Consider the following 16590-nt stretch of genomic DNA (forward strand, 5'->3'; position numbering starts at 1 on the left):
GGGTGAGGGCGAAGGTGAGGCCGGCCCCGGTGAGGCCGGCCCACGGGGTCCGTCACACCGTGCGGGTCATCGCCGCGTGTCGTTCCAGGAACGCCGAGACGCCCGATGCCCTGCGGTGCGGCAGCAGTACGCGGGTCGTGCCGTTCAGCATCGCGTGCACGCGCGCGGACTGGACCTCGCCCAGGAGGTCGAGCACCCGCATCCCGGCGGCCGCCGCCGCGTCCGGCCGGCCGCTCCGGGCGAGATCGTCGGAGAGTTCCGCCGAGTACAGGGCGATGTTCCGGGTGAAGTGCGGGTCCTGGGTCTCCGTCGCCCGCCGCGCGTGCCGCGCCGCCCGGGGCCAGTCGCCCAGCGTCGACCAGCACTGCGCCTCCAGCCCCGCCAGCTCGGCCGTCCCGAAGAAGCTCATCCACTCGGGGTCGGCGTCCGAGGCGCCGCGTTCGAAGTGGACCTTGGCGCGGGCCAGCGCCTGTTCGCAGGCGACCCGGTCGGCGAGCCCCGCCCAGCCGCCCGCCTCCCGCAGGACCAGCAGGGACATCAGCCGGGCCGAACCCAGCGGACGTGCGACGCGCTGCGCGGCCTGCGCGGCCCGCACCGCCTCGCGCGGCCGGCCGGTGGCACGCGCGAGGGACGCCGTGTTGCAGAAGGCGTGCGCCTCCAGGGCCGCGTCGCCGGTCATCCGGGCGGTGGCCAGCGCCTCCGCGTAATGCGAGCGGGCGTCGTCGAAACGCCCCGAGTCGTGGGCCAGCCACCCGACCGTGATGGCCAGTTCACCGGCGCCCGCGGAGAGCCGGTCCGCCGTCGTCTGCCGCGTCGCGCCGGCGTCCAGCAGCGCGTAGGCGGCGCGCAGCGGAGCTGCCGCGCGCCGGTAGAGCCCCTCCGCGCCGTGCCGGTCGTCGAGCAACCGGAGCCGGCGGACGGCGTCCTCCAGGGCGTACGCGTCACTCGCCCCGGGGCGGCGCACGGGGCGCTGGGCCGCCGCGGCGTCCAGGGCGAGCCCCAGGGAACCCAGCGAGGCGGCGGCCACCGTGGCGCTCCCGCTCCTCATGAATGCGCGCCGCCGCACGTCGTTCTCCTCGTGGTCGTCCCGCGGGTACGACTCCCGCGGCGCATACGGTGCATACGGTCGGGGCGGCACCGGCGTCTCCCCCGGGGAGCCTCCGGAACCGCCGAAGCCTCCGGAACCGCCGAAGCCGTCGGAACCGCCCGAGCCCCCGGCCTCCCGCGGGCGCCGGCCACGCACGGACGCACGCGGCGCGAATCCCAGGTCGGCGAGGGTGCGGCCGGGGAACATGTGCAGGAACACCCGCTCGTACGCGTAGTTGGGGCAGCGGATCTCGCCCGACTCCACCCGGCCGACGTACCGCGCGTCGCAACTGACCCGCTCGCCGATCTCCCGGGCGGCCCGGCGGACCGCCGCCGCGAACTCGGCGGGCGAGCGCAGCCCGCGCAGCTTCCGGAAGACGAGGTTGGGGCGCGGTGGCCGGTCGGGTGGGGTGGAGGTGGTCGTCGACGACGCCATGGCCGGGTCCTCTCGTGCGAACCGTCGAACCATGCCGGACCCGAGGGGACTTGTCTGGATGGTTCCTTGTGTCACCCCGTGTCCGGCGAACAAGAAGGTACCGGGTGAACGGGGTTCACCACACGGGTTTTGCCTACAAAACGGATATCTCATCCACGATCCGCCATGAACTGCCATGGTTTGCGACAAAATTGTGCCGTAGCCGTCGACAGATCGGTGCGTTAGACCCTGCGGATCGGGAGGCCCCGACTCCCGACCTGCTCGTGCGAGGAGTGGTTCCGTGGTGGAGGTCGGGATGAAGTCCGGTCCGATCAGTGACCCGCATGTCCCCTGCGACACCTGCGACGTCGTCACCGTGCCGGCCAGGCAGGGCCTGGAGGCCATCGACATCCTCAGACGGGGAGACGGTGACGCGGTCGGCCCGGTGCTCCACGACACCGGCTGCGACACGCTCGGCTTCCTGGTGCCGTCGGGCACCGCCGCCGTCTGGGACGTACCGGGCAGCACCTGTACGGCGACGGCCGGGCGGTGTCTGCGGCTGGCCCCCCGGCCTCCGGTGGAGGGCTCGGAGTGGCTGCTGGCGCCCGGCGAGGCGGACCCGGCGACCGACCCGGCCGTGCTGCGGGCCGCGCTCGGCGAGGCGGCCCGGCTGATCGAGGCGGCCGACGACCGGCGCTGAGGGGCAGGTCACGAGGACCGGCGCTGAGGTGCAGGTCACGACGACCGGCGCTGAGGTGCAGGTCACCCGGGACCCGGCCGCCGGTGCGGGCGGGCCCCGCGATAATGGCCGGATGGGAAAGACCAGCAGGGCCCGGCGCGACCGGGGCGCGGCGGAGACCGTCGTGGCGGACGTCGACGGCGGCCGCGCCGAACTGGTGCCCGACCGGGAGCGGCCCAGGGCCCGGACCCTGCTGATCGACGGCGCCCCGCAGTCGCACGTCGACCTGGACGACCCCTCCCACCTCGCCTTCGAGTACCAGCGCCGCTTCGGGCACGTCGCCGACCTCGTCGCCCCGCCCGGCCGCCCGGTGCGGGCCGTGCACCTCGGCGGCGGCGCCTTCACCCTCGCCCGGTACGTCGCCGCCACCCGGCCCCGCTCCACCCAGCAGATCGTCGAGCGGGACGCCGCCCTCGTCCAACTGGTCCGCCGGGAACTGCCGCTCGACCCCGCCGCCCGCGTCCGGGTCCGCTCCACCGACGCCCGCGCCGGACTCGCCAAGGTGCCCCACGGCTGGGCCGACCTCGTGGTGGCCGACGTCTTCGCCGGCGCCCGCACCCCGGCGCACCTGACCTCCGCCGAGTTCCTCGACGAGGTCCGCCGGGCCCTCGCGCCCGGCGGGGTCTACGCCGCCAACCTCGCCGACGGCCCGCCCCTGGCCCACCTGCGCGGGCAGATCGCCACCGCCGCCGCCCGGTTCGCCGAACTCGCCCTGATCGCCGACCCGGCCGTCCTGCGCGGCCGGCGGTTCGGCAACGCCGTCCTCGTCGCCTCCGACCGGCCGCTGCCGCTCGCCGAACTGACCCGCCGCGCCGCCTCCGACCCGCAGCCCGCCCGCGTCGAACACGGCAGGGCGCTCACCGACTTCACCGGGGGAGCCGTACCCGTCACGGACGCCGCCGCGGTGGCGTCCCCCGCACCCCCGCCCTCGGTCTTCGACTGACGAGGCCGGTCGGTCGTCGGTCGGTCCGGCGGTTCAGTACGTCCCGATCTCGACCCGCGGCGGCCCGTCGTGCCAGGTGCAGAAGACCGACACCCGGTCCGCGCCCGAGGCGAACTCCACCCGGATCCACGACTCCGTCTTCCACACCTGCATCGACCAGCCCGCGCCCGGGGTCGCCGACACCAGTGACGCCGACGACTTCCCGAGGTCGAAAACCGCACGGCCGCCCTCGGTGTCGTAACCGCGCACCTGACCGGAGGTCGCGGCCGCGGCGGAGGGGGCGGGCGCGGGACGGTCCTCGGAGGCGGTGGCGGACGGCGTCCTGGACGGCGCCGGGCTCGGCTCCCGGGACGTCCCGGCAGCCCCGGACGTCTCGGAGGCCCCGGTGCGGGCGGGCGTCGCCGAGCGGCTCACCGACGGGGCCGGCCGGCTGGTCGCGGAGGTTCCCGGTTCCGCCTCCGGGGCCGTCGCCTCGACCGCCGTGATGGGCAGGGCGCGCGGCGGGTCGTACGCGGTGCCCGCCATGACCGTGTGGACACCCCACCACGACAACGTGACCGCCGCGCCCGTGGCGAGCAGCCAGGCCAGTACGTGTACGAGTCCTCTGCGCATCGCGGCCATACTGCCCCACCCGCCCCGCACCTGTCGCCCGCCGCCCACAGCCGTGAAGTCGCCCACAGCCGTGAAGTCGCCCACAGCCGTGAAGTCGTCCACAGCCCTGAGGTCGTCCACAGCCCTGAAGCTGTCAACAGCCCTGAAGTCGTGCACAGCCGCCGAGTTGTCCACAGGCCCGAACCCGTGTTCCCCCGCATGGCGTACGGTGCCGCCCATGGCAAGTGTGCTCGTGGTCGAGGACGACCAGTTCGTACGCTCCGCGCTCATCCGGCACCTGACCGACGCCTCGCACACCGTGCGCAGTGTCGGTACGGCACTGGAGGCGCTGCGCGAGGTCGCCCAGCTCCGCTTCGACGTGGTCGTCCTCGACCTCGGTCTGCCCGATCTCGACGGGTCCGAGGCGCTGAAGATGCTGCGCGGCATCACGGACGTCCCCGTGATCGTCGCCACCGCCCGCGACGACGAGACGGAGATCGTCCGGCTGCTCAACGCCGGGGCGGACGACTACCTCACCAAGCCGTTCTCCGTCGAGCACCTCTCGGCGCGGATGGCCGCCGTACTGCGCCGCGCCCGTTCCGGCACGGGAGAGGCACCGCCGTCCACCGTCCTGCGGGTGGGCGGTCTGACCGTCGACCCGCTGCGCCGCCAGGCCGGCCTGGACGGCGTCCGACTGGACCTGACCCGCCGCGAGTTCGACCTGCTCGCCTTCCTGGCCGGCCGGCCCGGCGTGGTCGTCCCCCGCAAGGAACTCCTCGCCGAGGTCTGGCAGCAGTCCTACGGCGACGACCAGACCATCGACGTCCACCTCTCCTGGCTGCGGCGCAAGCTCGGCGAGACCGCCGCCCGGCCCCGCTACCTGCACACCCTGCGCGGGGTCGGCGTGAAGCTGGAGCCGCCCGGTGGGGAGCCGCCGCGATGAGGTGGGCCCTGGTCAAAGTCTCCCTGGCGGTCACCGCGATGGTCGTGATCGCCTTCGCCGTGCCCCTCGGCCTGGTCATCCGGGAGATGGCCCGCGACCGTGCCTTCGCGGGCGCCGAACGCGAGGCGGCGGCCGTCGCCCCGGCGCTCTCCATCACCACCGACCGCGAGCAGTTGGAGCGCGTCGTCGCCGCGGCCGGTTCCGACGACGCCGGGGTGGCCGTGCACATACCGGCGGCCGGCGGCGCCGGGGACGCCGTCGACATCGGCCGCACCCGCGCCGCCGCCGAGGACATCGCGGCCGTACGGGAACTGGGCCGCGCCTCCACCACCCAGGTGCCCGGCGGCTCCACCCTGCTCCAGCCGGTCGCGCTCAGCTCCGGCCAGATCGCCGTCGTCGAGGTCTACGTCCCCGAGTCCGAGATGACCAACGGCGTCGGCACGGCCTGGGCGGTGCTCGCCGCCGTCGGTGCCGCGCTCGTCGTCGGCTCGGTCGCCGTCGCCGACCGGCTGGGGATACGGATGGTGCGGCCCGCCCAGCGGCTGGTCGAGGGGGCGCACGAACTGGGCGAGGGACGGCTCGGCTCCCGGGTGCGGGAGGAGGGGCCGACCGAACTGCGGCTGGCCGCGGTGGCGTTCAACTCCATGGCCGACCAGGTCGTCCAGCTCCTCGCCAACGAGCGGGAGCTGGCCGCCGACCTCTCCCACCGGCTGCGCACCCCGCTGACCGTGCTGCGGCTCAACGCGGCCTCGCTCGGCCAGGGCCCGGCCGCCGACCAGACCCGCGCCGCCGTCGAGCAGTTGGAGCGCGAGGTCGACACCATCATCCGCACCGCCCGGGACGCCAAACCGCAGACCGCCGCCGCCGGACCCGGCGCCGGGTGCGACGCCGCCGAGGTGGTCCGCGAGCGGATGGGGTTCTGGTCGGCGCTGGCCGAGGACGAGGGCCGCAAATGGCGGGTGGCGGGAGCCGAACGGCCGGTGCGCGTCCCCGTCGCCCGCGCCGACCTGGCCGCCGCCCTCGACGCCCTGCTGGGCAACGTCTTCCGGCACACCGCCGAGGGCACCGCCTTCGCGGTCGACGTGCACAACGGCGAGGACGCGGTGATCGTCCTCGTCTCGGACGCGGGACCGGGCATACCCGACCCCGGGGCGGCCATGGCACGCGGCCGGGGCTCGGGCAGCGACGGGTCGACGGGGCTCGGCCTGGACATCGTGCGCCGGCTCGCGGAGTCCACCGGCGGGGACGTCCGCATCGGCTCCTCCGTGCTCGGCGGCACCGAGGTGCGGATCTGGCTCCAGCTCGACGGCCGGGCGCCCGTGCGACGTGGCCACCGGGGCGCGGTGCGCAGACGCAGACCGCCCCGGCAGACCCCCAGTGTTAATCGGTCCCGATCCCTTCCTTAAGCGCACCCTAAGATCACCGACCGCCGCCCGGATCAGGCACTTTGCCCGTTTCCCCGCGGCTAGCGTGCTGCCGCACCCCCTCCCCGGACCCCAGCCCCACGTCCGGGAACCCCGTGAACAGCGAAGGCAGGCACGCGATGAGTACGCACCGACGCAGGATCAGCGGCAGGAACAAGGCGATCGGCGCTGTCGTGGCGGCGGCCGTCGCGGGCGGCGGCGCGCTGCTGCTCACCGGCTCCGCCCAGGCGGCCGGGGTCGGCGCCGCGTACACGAAGACCAGCACCTGGTCGACGGGGTACACCGCGCAGTACGTCGTCACCAACGGCAGCGGGCAGGCGAAGGCCGGCTGGACGCTGGAGTTCGACCTGCCCGCGGGGACGAAGCTCGGCTCCCTGTGGAACGGCGAGTCGAAGGTGAGCGGGCAACACGTCACCGTCACCGCCCCGAAGTGGGACTCCGACGGCCTCGCCGCCGGCGAGTCGGTCACCGTCGGCTTCGTCGTGGACGGCGCCGCGGACCCCACCGGATGCACGGTCGACGGCACCGCCTGCGCCACCGACGCCGGCGCCACCCCCGAGCCCAGCGGCCGCCCCACCGAGACCGCGACGCCGACCGCCACTCCGACCGACACCGCCACCCAGACCCCCGCCCCCACCCCCACGGCGACCGCCTCGGAGGACCCCGGCACCGGCACCACCGCCGGCGCCGGCTTCGCCCCGTACGTCGACACCTCCCTCTACCCGGCCTACGACCTCCTCGCCAACGCCGAGGCGACGGGCGTGAAGGAGTACACCCTCGCCTTCATCACCGACGGCGGCGGCTGCACCCCCAGATGGGGCGGTGTCACCGACCTTGCGAGCGACGCGGTCGCCGCCCAGATCGGCGGCCTGCGCGCCGCGGGCGGCGACGTCCGGGTCTCCTTCGGCGGCGCGGCCGGCTCCGAACTGGCGACCACCTGCGCCTCCGCCGACGCGCTGGCCACGGCGTACGAGAAGGTCGTGGACGCCTACGACCTCACCAAGGTCGACTTCGACGTGGAAGGCGGCGCGCTGCCCGACACCGCCGCCAACACCCGCCGCGCCCAAGCGATCGCCACCCTCCAGCAGGACCACCCGGACCTGGACGTCTCCTTCACCCTCCCGGTGATGCCCGAGGGCCTGACCCAGCCCGGCGTCGACCTCCTCGCGAACGCGAAGGCGAACGGCGTCGCGACCGACACCGTCAACATCATGGCGATGGACTACGGCGGCTCCTACAGCGGCGACATGGGCACCTACGCCGAACAGGCCGCCACCGCCACCCAGGCCCAGATCAAGGGGGTGCTCGGCCTCTCCGACAGCGCGGCCTGGCAGGCGGTCGCCGTCACGCCGATGATCGGCGTCAACGACGTCGTCACCGAGGTCTTCAAGGTGGAGGACGCCACCCAACTGGTCGCCTTCGCCGAGCGGAAGGGCCTGGGCCGGCTGTCGATGTGGTCCGCCACCCGCGACAAGGCGTGCCCCGGCGGCCCCAAGCAGCAGGCCGACGCCACCTGCAGCTCCATAGACCAGGCGGCCAACGCCTTCGCGAAGGCGTTGGCCGCCTACAAGTAGGGCGTGCCCGGCCGGGAGCAGCGCGGGCCCGGACAGGACACGCGGGGCGCGGCGCCCCCGTCGGACGCCGCGCCCCGTTCCCCGCTCCCCCGTCCCCGGACAGTGGTCTACTCGGCCGGCTCCACCGACGGCAGCGTGCCCGTCTTCGCCGCGCGCCCGTACCACAGGGCGCTCGACTTCGGCGTGCGCTCCAGGGTCACGTAGTCGACGTACACGGAGCCGAACCGCTTGTCGTACCCGTACGCCCACTCGAAGTTGTCCATCAGGGACCACAGGTAGTAGCCGCGTACGTCGGCGCCGTCGGCCAGCGCCCGGCGGACCGCCGACAGGTGGCCGTGCAGGTAGTTCACCCGCTCGGGGTCGTGGACCCGGCCGTCGGAATCGGGCTTGTCGTCGTAGGCGGCGCCGTTCTCCGTGATGTACAGCGGCAGGCCCGGCACCTCCCGGGTGTAGCGCATGATCAGCTCGTGCAGACCGGTCGGGTCGACGGTCCAGCCCATCTCGGTGCGCTCGCCCGGCGTCTGGTGGAACGCCACGTCCTCGGCGGCCGGCCACGGCGAGTGGCTGCTGTCCCCGTGCCCGTCGGAACGCGGCGCGCGGGAGTCCGCGTCGGCCGCCGACACCAGGGTGGGCGTGTAGTAGTTCAGGCCCAGCGCGTCCAGCGGCTGCCGGATCGCGGTCAGGTCGCCGTCCTGGACGAAGGACCAGTCGGTCACCGACGCCGTCGCCTCGAAGAGGTGCTCGGGGTAGGCGCCGTGCAGGATCGGGCCGTGGAAGATGCCGCCGGACAGGTCGTCGATCTTCCGGGCCGCCACCAGGTCGGCCGGCTGCTGCGAGAGCGGGCGGACGACGGAGGTGTTCAGGCTCAGCGCCACCGAGTTGCGGGCCGGCATCACCGAGCGCAGGGCGACCGCGCCGAGCCCGTGGGCCAGGTTCAGGTGATGGGCCGCGCGCAGCGAGGCCGCCGGGTCGGTCCGGCCGGGGGCGTGCACTCCGGAGGCGTAACCGAGGAAGGCGCTGCACCACGGCTCGTTGAGGGTGATCCACTGCTCCACCCGGTCGCCGAGCGCCTCGCCGACGATCGCCGCGTACTCGGCGAACCGCAGGGCGGTGTCCCGCGCGGGCCAGCCGCCCGCGTCCTCCAGTTCCTGCGGCAGGTCCCAGTGGTACAGGGTGACCGCGGGCTTGATGCCCTTGGCCAGCAGTTCGTCGACGAGCTTGCGGTAGAAGTCCAGGCCGCGCTGGACGGCCGGGCCGCGGCCGGTGGGCTGCACCCGGGACCAGGAGACCGAGAAGCGGTAGGCGTTCAGGCCCAGGTCGGCCATGAGCGCCACGTCGTCGCGGTAGCGGTGGTAGTGGTCGACGGCGAGGTCGCCGGTCTCACCGCCGGCCGTCTTGCCCGGGGTGTGGCTGAAGGTGTCCCAGATCGACGGGGTGCGGCCGTCCTCCCGTACCGCCCCCTCGATCTGGTACGCGGAGGTCGCCGCACCCCAGAGAAAGGCGGACGGGAAGGTCACCGGGGTCTGTGGTGTCGCGGGTTCAGGCATGGAAGCGCTCCCATAGGAGGTCGAGAGGACCGACGAGTGGCGAGGGGGGAGGGGGCGGAGGGGCCGGGGCGACGGTGCCCGGGCCCCCGGGAGAGGAAGGACGTCAGCCCTTGACCGCGCCCTGCATGATGCCGCCGACGATCTGCTTGCCGAAGATCGCGAAGACGATCAGCAGGGGAAGCGTACCGAGCAGCGCGCCCGCCATGATCAGGGACTGGTCGGGGGTGTAGCCGCGGCCCAGGCCCGCGACCGCGACCTGCACGGTCGGACTGCCGGTCTGGGTGAGCACCAGGAACGGCCAGAGGAAGTCGTTCCAGGTCTGCACGAACATCAGCATGCCCAGCACCGCCATCGCGGGCCGCGCCGCCGGGAACACCACGTGCCACACCACGCGCCAACTGCTGGCACCGTCCACCCGGGCCGCCTCGATGACCTCGTCCGGCAGCGCCTGGAGCAGGTACTGCCGCATGAAGAACACACCGAACGCGCTCACCAGCGACGGGAAGATCACCGCCTGGAGCTGGTCGGTCCAGTCGAGCTTGGCGACCATCATGTACAGCGGGATGACGCTGAGCTGCGGCGGCACCATCATCGTGCCGATCACGACCAGCATCAGCGCGCCGCGCCCCTTGAAGCGGAGCTTGGCGAAGGCGAACCCGGCGATCGTCGACAGGCAGACGATGGTCAGCGCCGAGACGCCGGCGACCAGCGTGGTGTTGAGGAACGCCTCGCCCAGGTTGGCGTCGGTCCAGGCCAGCTCCAGCTTGTCGAACAGGTTGGCGCCGAACCAGAACGGCGGCGGGTTCTGCGCCAGCCGCTGGTTGTCGCGGGAGGCGGCGATCGCCGTCCACACCAGCGGGAACAGCGAGCCGAGCGTGAACAGCGCGAGGATCACGTACGCGATCGGCCCGGCGTGCATGTGCCCGCCCGCGCGGGACGCCTTGGCGCGCCGGGGCCGCTTGGGCGGCGGGAGCGCCGGCTCGGCCGGGGGTTTGGTCAGGGTCGTCGTCACGGCCGGTTCTCCTTAACTACTGGCGCGCAGCCGGCGCGAGATGAGCGAGTTGACGAGCCCGATCACGATGAGGATCAGGAACATCGTCCAGGCGATCGCGGAGGCACGGCCCAGGTGCTGGTTGACCCAGCCCTGCTCGTACAGGTAGAGACCGAGCGTCTGGAACTGGTGCTGGGAGCCGCCGGAGGCGCCCTTGTTCGCGTCGAAGAGCAGCGGCTCGCCGAAGACCTGCGAGGCGCCGATGGTCGACACGACGACGGTGAACAGGATCGTCGGGCGCAGCGAGGGCAGGGTGACGTGGATGAACTGCCGCCACCGGCTGGCGCCGTCCAGCGCCGCCGACTCGTACAGGTCCTGCGGGATCGCCTGCATCGCCGCCAGGTAGATCAGCGCGTTGTACCCGGTCCAGCGCCAGATGACGATGGAGGAGACGGCGAACTGGGACGCCCAGTGGCTGTTCTGCCAGTCGACGTTGTCGATGCCGACGGCACCCAGCGCCCAGTTGATCATGCCGTAGTCACGGCCGAACAGCAGCACGAAGACCAGCGAGGCCGCGGCGATGGAGGTCGCGTACGGGGCGAGCATGGCCACGCGGAAGAAGGTGGAGCCACGCAGCTTGTAGTTGAGGATGTGCGCCAGGCCCATCGCCATCAGCAACTGCGGCACCGTGGAGATGATGCCGATGGTCAGCGTGTTGCGCGCCGCGTTCCAGAAGAAGTCGTCGTCGAAGATCCGGGTGTAGTTGCGCAGGCCGACCCAGTTCATGTCGGTCGGCGCGGTCAGCTCCACCTGGTGCAGCGAGGCCCAGCCGGTGTAGATCAGCGGGAAGAGGCCGAACGCCAGGAAGAGCAGGAAGAACGGTGAGACGAAGGCGTACGGGCTCCAGCGCATGTCGCGCTGCCAGCGGCGGGAGAGCCGCGCCCGCTTCTTCTCCGCCTCGGGCGAGGCCCCGGCCGGCCGGCGGCCCGGGGCCGCGCCCCCCTTGACGGGGGGCGCGGCGGTGTCGTGCTCGGTCGCCATTCCGGTCACTGGTCCAGGTTGTTGTTGATGGTCTTGACCGCGTTGTTCCACGCCTCCTCGGGCGACTTGCCCTGGGCGACGAGGATGACGCCGTTGTCGGTCAGACCCTGCTGGACGATCTGGTCCTTCGGGCCGATGGTCTGCACCGGGCTGCTCTTGGCGGCCTCGGCGAAGATCTCACCGATCGGCGCGTCACCGGTCATGTCGTTCTTGGCGTTCTTGACCGCGGCCGAGTCGTAGGCGGCCGGGGTGCTCGGGAAGCTGCCCTGCACGGCGAAGAGCTTGGCCTGCTGCTCGGGCGCGGTCAGCCAGGCGGCCAGCTTCGCGGCCTCCTCCGTGTTCTTGCCGGACTTCGGCACCGAGAGGAAGGAGCCGCCCCAGTTGCCGGACTTCGGGGCGGTGGCCACGTCCCACTTGCCGGCCGCGTCCGCCTTCGACTTGCCCTTGATGTAGCCGAGCATCCAGGGCGGGCAGGACATCGCCGCGAACTTGTTGTTGGCGATGGTGGTGTCCCAGGCGGGCTGGAACTGCGTCTGGTTGCCGACCAGTCCGTCCTCGGCGGCCTTCGCGGTGAGGTCGAACGCGGCCTTCACGGCCGGGTTCTTCTCGTAGATGACCTCGCCGGAGGAGTCGTAGAAGCGCTCCTTCTCACTGCTGAGGATCGCCTGGATCAGACCGCCGGGGGAGTCGAGGAAGGTGGTGCCCTTCGGCGCCTTCTTCTGGTAGTCCTCGCCGACCTGGACGAACTTCTCCCAGTCGCCCGCCCAGAGCTTGGCGACCTCGGTGCGGTCGGTGGGCAGACCGGCCTTCTCGAACAGGTCCTTGCGGTAACAGATGGCCATCGGGCCGACGTCCGTGCCCAGGGCGACCGTCTGACCGTCCTTGGCGGTGCCCTGCTGCCACTTCCAGTCCAGGAAGTCGCCCTCCTTGCCGTACTTCGACAGGTCGAGGAGCTTGGCCGACTGGGTCTGCACGACCTCGGCGATGTTGCCGACCTCGACGCCCTGGATGTCCTGGAGGCCGCTGTTGGTCGTCAGGTGGTTGACGAGCGCGGGGTAGTAGTTCTCGTTGCGCTCGACGACGGTCTGCTGGATGTCGACGTCCGGGTGGAGCTTCTCGTACTCCTTGTACAGGCCGGCCTCCTCGAACCCGAAGGTGCCGAAGAGCCCCAGGGTGATCTTGGTCTTGCCGCTGCCGCCACCGGACGACGAACTGGAGTCGTCGCCTCCGTCATCGGCGCAGCCGGCCAGCAGCCCGGCGCCCAGCGACGCCACGGCCACGATGGCCAGCGTTCGGCGGGCGGTTGTCGTGCGTGCTGCTCGCATTGCATCCTCCAGTTGCCCTGACGTGCCGACCCCCCGGCCAACTGCATTGTTGGGCCCGTTAGTTCATCACTGTTCTACGCTGCGGCTCGGGCGGGGAACGTGCGGGATGTGTATGTGCCAGGTACTGTGGGAGCGCTCCCACAAGTGATGTGTTGAAGAGTCGTCGGTCCGGGCGGGGGTGTCAAGACAGTCGACGCGCGTATGTGCGTTCAGTTATCGGCCTGTTAACTGGACTTGGCCGGTCACACTCCGAGGAGCCACACCGGTACGACTGTTAAATTCCAGGCCAGCCGCAGAGTGCGGGGTGTCGACAGGAGGCGGAGCCGATGGCAGGCCACGGAACGCGGGGGCGGAGCGGTGGCCGGCCCACCCTGGAGGAGGTGGCGGCACGCGCCGGCGTCGGCCGCGGCACGGTCTCCCGGGTGATCAACGGCTCGCCCCGGGTGAGCGACGCGACCCGGGCCGCCGTCGAGGTGGCGGTGGCGGAACTGGGGTACGTGCCGAACACCGCGGCCCGCGCCCTGGCGGCCAACCGCACCGACGCGATCGCCCTGGTCGTCCCCGAGCCGGAGACCCGCTTCTTCGCCGAGCCCTACTTCTCGGACATGCTGCGCGGCGTCGGGGCCGAGCTGTCCGACACCGAGATGCAGCTCCTGCTGATCTTCGCGGGCAGCGACCGGGAGCGGCAGCGGCTCGCCCAGTACCTGGCCGCCCACCGGGTGGACGGCGTCCTGCTGGTCTCGGTGCACGCCGACGACCCGCTGCCCGACCTCCTCGCCCAGTTGGAGATACCCGCGGTGATCAGCGGCCCGCGGTCGGCCGCGGAACGCCTCGCCTCGGTCGACTCCGACAACTACGGCGGCGCCCGTTCGGCCGTGGAGCACCTGGCCTCCCGGGGCCGCGGCCGGATCGCCCACATCACCGGGCGGATGGACGTCTACGGTGCCCAGCGTCGCGTCGACGGCTACCGCGACGCCCTGCGCGACGCGGGCCTGGACACCGACGAACGGCTGATCGAGCGCGGCGACTTCAGCGAGGAGGGCGGCCGCCTGGCCATGGCGGAACTGCTGCGCCGCCGCCCCGACCTGGACGCGGTCTTCGCCGCCTCGGACGTCACCGCGGCCGGTGCCCGGCACGCCCTGCGGGCGGCGGGCCGCCGCATCCCGGACGACGTGGCGCTGGTCGGCTACGACGACTCGGCGATCGCCCGCCACATGGATCCGCCGCTGACCAGCGTCCGCCAGCCCATCCAGGAGATGGGCCGGGCGATGATGAACCTGCTGCTGACGGAGATCGCCGACCGGCGCCCGGCGGCCTCCCGGGGCCTGGACCGGCACCAGGCGGTACTGGCGACGGAGCTGGTGGCGCGCGCCTCCTCGTGAGGCGCGCCGGCCGGTCAGTCCAGTTCCGCGCGGGTCAGCGCCTCGGTGACCAGGCGGGTGGCGAAGTCCTGGTCGTCGGCGATCCGGTTGATCTGCTCGGCGAGCAGCACGGCCGTGGCCTCCAGTGGATTCAGCTCGGCATCGGTCCACTCCCCGTACTGCGCGCGCCACAGATTGGGGCTCAGACCGGTGCCCGCCGCGATGAGCAGCCCGGCCATGGTGGGGATGACCTCGGGCTGGAAGGTCCGGGGCATCTGCCGCATCGTGGCCACCAGGGTGGGCACCGAGTGCTCCAGTACGTCCTTGCCATGCTCCTCGCACGCCGCCCGCAGCCACTCCACCAGCATGTAGATGAGCGTGCACACCCCGTCCAGCAGCGCGTCGACGCCCTCGGAGTCGAAGGACGCGGCGAACTGGTCGAGCAGCCGCCGCTGTTCGGCATCGGCCCCGCCCTTGTCGTCGTAGATGGCTCTGAGCCGCGAGTCGACCATCAACAGCGCCGCGCCCACGTCGCCGGCGGGAGCGTTCTGGGGGCCACAGGGCGATGACATGGAACTCCTCCTCGTACGGCCGCGACGGGCGGCACGGTATGTCGTCCGTACGGTAGACCGGTGGGAGGAAGGGGGTCCGGGGAATGCGGGGGGATGCCTTTATTTGTGGGGTCGGGTCGAACGTCTGGGCGTGCGCGCGCCTCTGTCCTCCGTCGCCGTCGACGCCTGTGTCACCGCCGTGGGCGACGGGCCGAGCGCGTCACCGGCCCGCCTGCCCCGCAGCGGCATCGTCGGCGGCGTCGGCGGCGCCGGCCTCTTGATCGGCGGCCGTGCGGGCGCGGTCGATCTCGGCCATGTGCTCCTCCGCCCAGGTACGCAGCTCCGCGAGCGCGGCTTCCGGGGACAGCCCCAGTGCGGTGAGCCGGTGGAAGACCCGCGGCGGCACGGTCGGTTCGACCCGGCGCGAGACCAGCCCGTCGCGGGCAAGGCTCCGCAGCGTCACGGACAGCATCTTCTGCGAGACGCCGGGCATCCGGCGTCTCAGCTCCGCGAAGCGCACCTCGCGCGGTGCGGCGTCGGCCCGAGGACGATTTCGAGTCGTCTCGCCGGGAGTGGGTGCCCCTCACGCGCGTGCCCGACCTGGTGACGCGCGGCGAGGTCCGCGGTGCCGATGCCGTGGCGGCGCTGATGCTGCTGCACCACCTGCGCGTCACCAGGTGGACCGGGTGCGGGAGGTGCGGCGCGCGCTGACTCCGCACCAACACGAGCGGTGCGTGCGTGATCCGGATGAGGCTGTACCAGTGGGGTACGACGGTCAGCGCGCTCGCTCGTTGAACCGCTTGATCTCCGGGGACAGCTCCAAGAGGCTCTCGACTCTCATGGTCGGGAGCTTCTCCGCGTCCTCCGTCCGCCACTGGATCGTCGCCCACGGACCGCGGCGGACGAGCGCGGTGTGCATGCCGGCCGCCACCGCCGGCCTGATGTCGTTGTCGACGCGGTCGCCGACATACAGCAGCTCGGCCGGTTCGGCGGGGACGACCTCGGCTACCCGGTCGAAGAAGGCGCGGTCGGGCTTCGAAGCGCCCCAGTCGTCCGAGGTGCCGATGAGGTCGACGTCCGGGGTGAACAGCTCGCGGAGGATACGGCCGGCCCGGATGGTCTGATTCCCGGCGATGCCCAGCCACAGTCCGTCAGCGCGAAGGGCGGCGAGCGTGTCGCGGACGTCGGGGTAGAGGTCGTCCTCGTCGAAGTGTTCTGGCTGCCCGGCGGCCGCGCGGGCCTCCCGCTCGGTGTACAGGTCGAAGGCGGGCCGGAACTCCTGGAACACGTCGCGGTAGTCGCGGCCCTGGGCGATGACGGCGCCGAACATGGCGGCGAAGGTGTGGCGGGGGACGCCGAGCCAGTCGGCCCAGGTGCCGTACTCCCGGGTCTCGTCCACGAGGCATTCACCGACGTCGAAGATGACTGCGCGAATCATGGGCCGACCCTACCCACAGCCCGGCATCCCTTCGCCCGGGTAGCACTTTCCCGCTGGGCCTGACGCAGATGACCCGGATCGGGCATCCTGGTCATATGGCTAACCCGCCCTGCCCCGCCTGCGGAGGCTCCGGCCTGACCGACCACAGAGAACACACCGTCGAGACCGACCAGGACGGACGCCGGCAGCCGGTGGAACGCCGGTGGACCGGGCCTTGCTCCGCGTGCAACGGCACCGGCGAGGGCTGACAGAGGAGAGCACCATGCGACCGATCTACGTCTGTGTCGGCTGCGCAGTCACCTACCTGCCGCCCGAGCACCCCTCTTCCGGGCCGCCGGTGTCACCCGCGCACTGCGGGAAACCGGCGTGTGAGGAGGCCGTCCGCCAGGCCGTCGTCATGTCCGGGCTGTCGGAGGGGAGGATCGGCGAGCTGGCCCGGCGTGCTGTCGGTGTGGAAGGTGAGCAGCGGCTGCTCCTGCTGCGGCGCGCGTGCGGTCTGGAGGGTGCGTCGCCTCTGAGTCGCCGTGCCGTTCGTGGGCGCCGTGCCGGGGCTCCTCCTGGCGGTGGGCGCAGCAGGCTGCGGTAGCCGCTTCCGGGCATGACGAAACGGTCTCCACCGCC

General features: G+C 72.6%; 15 protein-coding genes and 1 pseudogene. 7 read left to right on the forward strand and 9 right to left on the reverse strand.

What is annotated here, in order from left to right; translation table 11 throughout:
• Positions 1-52 precede the first annotated feature (52 nt).
• Positions 53-1522 carry an NsdA family TPR-like regulatory protein gene (locus ABEB00_RS32180; protein WP_345624220.1) on the reverse strand — a complete coding sequence of 490 codons (1470 nt, stop codon included), beginning with the start codon at positions 1520-1522 and terminating at the stop codon, positions 53-55.
• Positions 1523-1802: 280 nt separating this feature from the next.
• Between ABEB00_RS32180 and ABEB00_RS32185 the strand changes: the two genes are divergently transcribed.
• Both ABEB00_RS32185 and ABEB00_RS32190 read left to right on the forward strand, forming a co-directional pair.
• Positions 1803-2201: a hypothetical protein gene (locus tag ABEB00_RS32185; protein ID WP_425586610.1), complete on the forward strand. Its 399-nt coding sequence runs from the start codon at positions 1803-1805 to the stop codon at positions 2199-2201.
• A 112-nt stretch (positions 2202-2313) separates the two neighbouring features.
• Entirely contained in the window at positions 2314-3183 is an 870-nt protein-coding gene (locus ABEB00_RS32190; protein WP_345624221.1) for a spermidine synthase, read from the forward strand.
• 33 nt (positions 3184-3216) lie between these two features.
• Here the strand turns inward: ABEB00_RS32190 and ABEB00_RS32195 are convergent, their stop codons facing one another.
• Positions 3217-3795, reverse strand: a complete 579-nt coding sequence (locus tag ABEB00_RS32195) for a hypothetical protein (protein WP_345624222.1) — start codon at positions 3793-3795, stop codon at positions 3217-3219.
• Positions 3796-4012: 217 nt separating this feature from the next.
• Between ABEB00_RS32195 and ABEB00_RS32200 the strand changes: the two genes are divergently transcribed.
• From ABEB00_RS32200 to ABEB00_RS32210, 3 genes are all read left to right on the forward strand, one after another.
• Positions 4013-4717 (forward strand): response regulator transcription factor, encoded by a 705-nt coding sequence (locus tag ABEB00_RS32200; protein WP_345624223.1) that lies wholly within the window; start codon positions 4013-4015, stop codon positions 4715-4717.
• A complete protein-coding gene (locus ABEB00_RS32205) occupies positions 4714-6123 on the forward strand; it encodes a sensor histidine kinase (RefSeq protein ID WP_345624224.1) in 1410 nt (469 codons plus the stop codon). The genes ABEB00_RS32200 and ABEB00_RS32205 overlap by 4 nt, the downstream gene beginning before the upstream one ends.
• Positions 6124-6260: 137 nt before the next feature.
• Positions 6261-7715: a glycoside hydrolase family 18 protein gene (locus ABEB00_RS32210; protein WP_345624225.1), complete on the forward strand. Its 1455-nt coding sequence runs from the start codon at positions 6261-6263 to the stop codon at positions 7713-7715.
• 107 nt (positions 7716-7822) lie between these two features.
• Here the strand turns inward: ABEB00_RS32210 and ABEB00_RS32215 are convergent, their stop codons facing one another.
• From ABEB00_RS32215 to ABEB00_RS32230, 4 genes are all read right to left on the reverse strand, one after another.
• Positions 7823-9262 (reverse strand): GH1 family beta-glucosidase, encoded by a 1440-nt coding sequence (locus tag ABEB00_RS32215; RefSeq protein ID WP_345624226.1) that lies wholly within the window; start codon positions 9260-9262, stop codon positions 7823-7825.
• Between the two features lie 103 nt (positions 9263-9365).
• Positions 9366-10274 (reverse strand): carbohydrate ABC transporter permease, encoded by a 909-nt coding sequence (locus tag ABEB00_RS32220; RefSeq protein WP_345624227.1) that lies wholly within the window; start codon positions 10272-10274, stop codon positions 9366-9368.
• A gap of 12 nt (positions 10275-10286) precedes the next feature.
• Positions 10287-11294 (reverse strand): carbohydrate ABC transporter permease, encoded by a 1008-nt coding sequence (locus ABEB00_RS32225; protein ID WP_345624282.1) that lies wholly within the window; start codon positions 11292-11294, stop codon positions 10287-10289.
• 5 nt (positions 11295-11299) lie between these two features.
• Positions 11300-12619: an ABC transporter substrate-binding protein gene (locus tag ABEB00_RS32230; RefSeq protein WP_345624228.1), complete on the reverse strand. Its 1320-nt coding sequence runs from the start codon at positions 12617-12619 to the stop codon at positions 11300-11302.
• Between the two features lie 326 nt (positions 12620-12945).
• Between ABEB00_RS32230 and ABEB00_RS32235 the strand changes: the two genes are divergently transcribed.
• Positions 12946-14001, forward strand: a complete 1056-nt coding sequence (locus tag ABEB00_RS32235; protein ID WP_345624229.1) for a LacI family DNA-binding transcriptional regulator — start codon at positions 12946-12948, stop codon at positions 13999-14001.
• A 14-nt stretch (positions 14002-14015) separates the two neighbouring features.
• Here ABEB00_RS32235 and ABEB00_RS32240 read toward each other — a convergent pair whose 3' ends face one another.
• Positions 14016-14552, reverse strand: coding sequence for a hypothetical protein (locus ABEB00_RS32240; RefSeq protein ID WP_345624230.1), 537 nt, complete (start codon positions 14550-14552; stop codon positions 14016-14018).
• Positions 14553-14751: 199 nt separating this feature from the next.
• Positions 14752-15072: pseudogene (locus ABEB00_RS32245) on the reverse strand (winged helix-turn-helix transcriptional regulator); the annotation flags it as partial.
• Between the two features lie 35 nt (positions 15073-15107).
• Between ABEB00_RS32245 and ABEB00_RS32250 the strand changes: the two are divergent.
• Positions 15108-15242, forward strand: coding sequence for a hypothetical protein (locus ABEB00_RS32250; protein ID WP_345624290.1), 135 nt, complete (start codon positions 15108-15110; stop codon positions 15240-15242).
• 64 nt (positions 15243-15306) lie between these two features.
• On the opposite strand, the gene ABEB00_RS32260 is transcribed toward ABEB00_RS32250, so the two are convergent.
• Positions 15307-15969, reverse strand: a complete 663-nt coding sequence (locus tag ABEB00_RS32260) for an HAD family hydrolase (RefSeq protein WP_345624232.1) — start codon at positions 15967-15969, stop codon at positions 15307-15309.
• Positions 15970-16590: the final 621 nt, after the last annotated feature.

The sequence above is a fragment of the Streptomyces ziwulingensis genome, assembly GCF_039542605.1.
In the GTDB taxonomy this organism is placed as follows: Bacteria; Actinomycetota; Actinomycetes; order Streptomycetales; family Streptomycetaceae; genus Streptomyces; species Streptomyces ziwulingensis.

What these genes read in the sequence shown, in the direction of transcription:
- ABEB00_RS32200 (WP_345624223.1), top strand. Translation starts at nt 4,013, where the DNA reads ATGGCAAGTGTGCTCGTGGTCGAGGACGACCAGTTCGTACGCTCCGCG.
- ABEB00_RS32240 (WP_345624230.1), bottom strand. Translation starts at nt 14,552, where the DNA reads ATGTCATCGCCCTGTGGCCCCCAGAACGCTCCCGCCGGCGACGTGGGC.
- ABEB00_RS32225 (WP_345624282.1), bottom strand. Translation starts at nt 11,294, where the DNA reads ATGGCGACCGAGCACGACACCGCCGCGCCCCCCGTCAAGGGGGGCGCG.
- ABEB00_RS32235 (WP_345624229.1), top strand. Translation starts at nt 12,946, where the DNA reads ATGGCAGGCCACGGAACGCGGGGGCGGAGCGGTGGCCGGCCCACCCTG.
- ABEB00_RS32190 (WP_345624221.1), top strand. Translation starts at nt 2,314, where the DNA reads ATGGGAAAGACCAGCAGGGCCCGGCGCGACCGGGGCGCGGCGGAGACC.
- ABEB00_RS32205 (WP_345624224.1), top strand. Translation starts at nt 4,714, where the DNA reads ATGAGGTGGGCCCTGGTCAAAGTCTCCCTGGCGGTCACCGCGATGGTC.
- ABEB00_RS32180 (WP_345624220.1), bottom strand. Translation starts at nt 1,522, where the DNA reads ATGGCGTCGTCGACGACCACCTCCACCCCACCCGACCGGCCACCGCGC.
- ABEB00_RS32260 (WP_345624232.1), bottom strand. Translation starts at nt 15,969, where the DNA reads ATGATTCGCGCAGTCATCTTCGACGTCGGTGAATGCCTCGTGGACGAG.
- ABEB00_RS32195 (WP_345624222.1), bottom strand. Translation starts at nt 3,795, where the DNA reads ATGCGCAGAGGACTCGTACACGTACTGGCCTGGCTGCTCGCCACGGGC.
- ABEB00_RS32230 (WP_345624228.1), bottom strand. Translation starts at nt 12,619, where the DNA reads ATGCGAGCAGCACGCACGACAACCGCCCGCCGAACGCTGGCCATCGTG.
- ABEB00_RS32215 (WP_345624226.1), bottom strand. Translation starts at nt 9,262, where the DNA reads ATGCCTGAACCCGCGACACCACAGACCCCGGTGACCTTCCCGTCCGCC.
- ABEB00_RS32210 (WP_345624225.1), top strand. Translation starts at nt 6,261, where the DNA reads ATGAGTACGCACCGACGCAGGATCAGCGGCAGGAACAAGGCGATCGGC.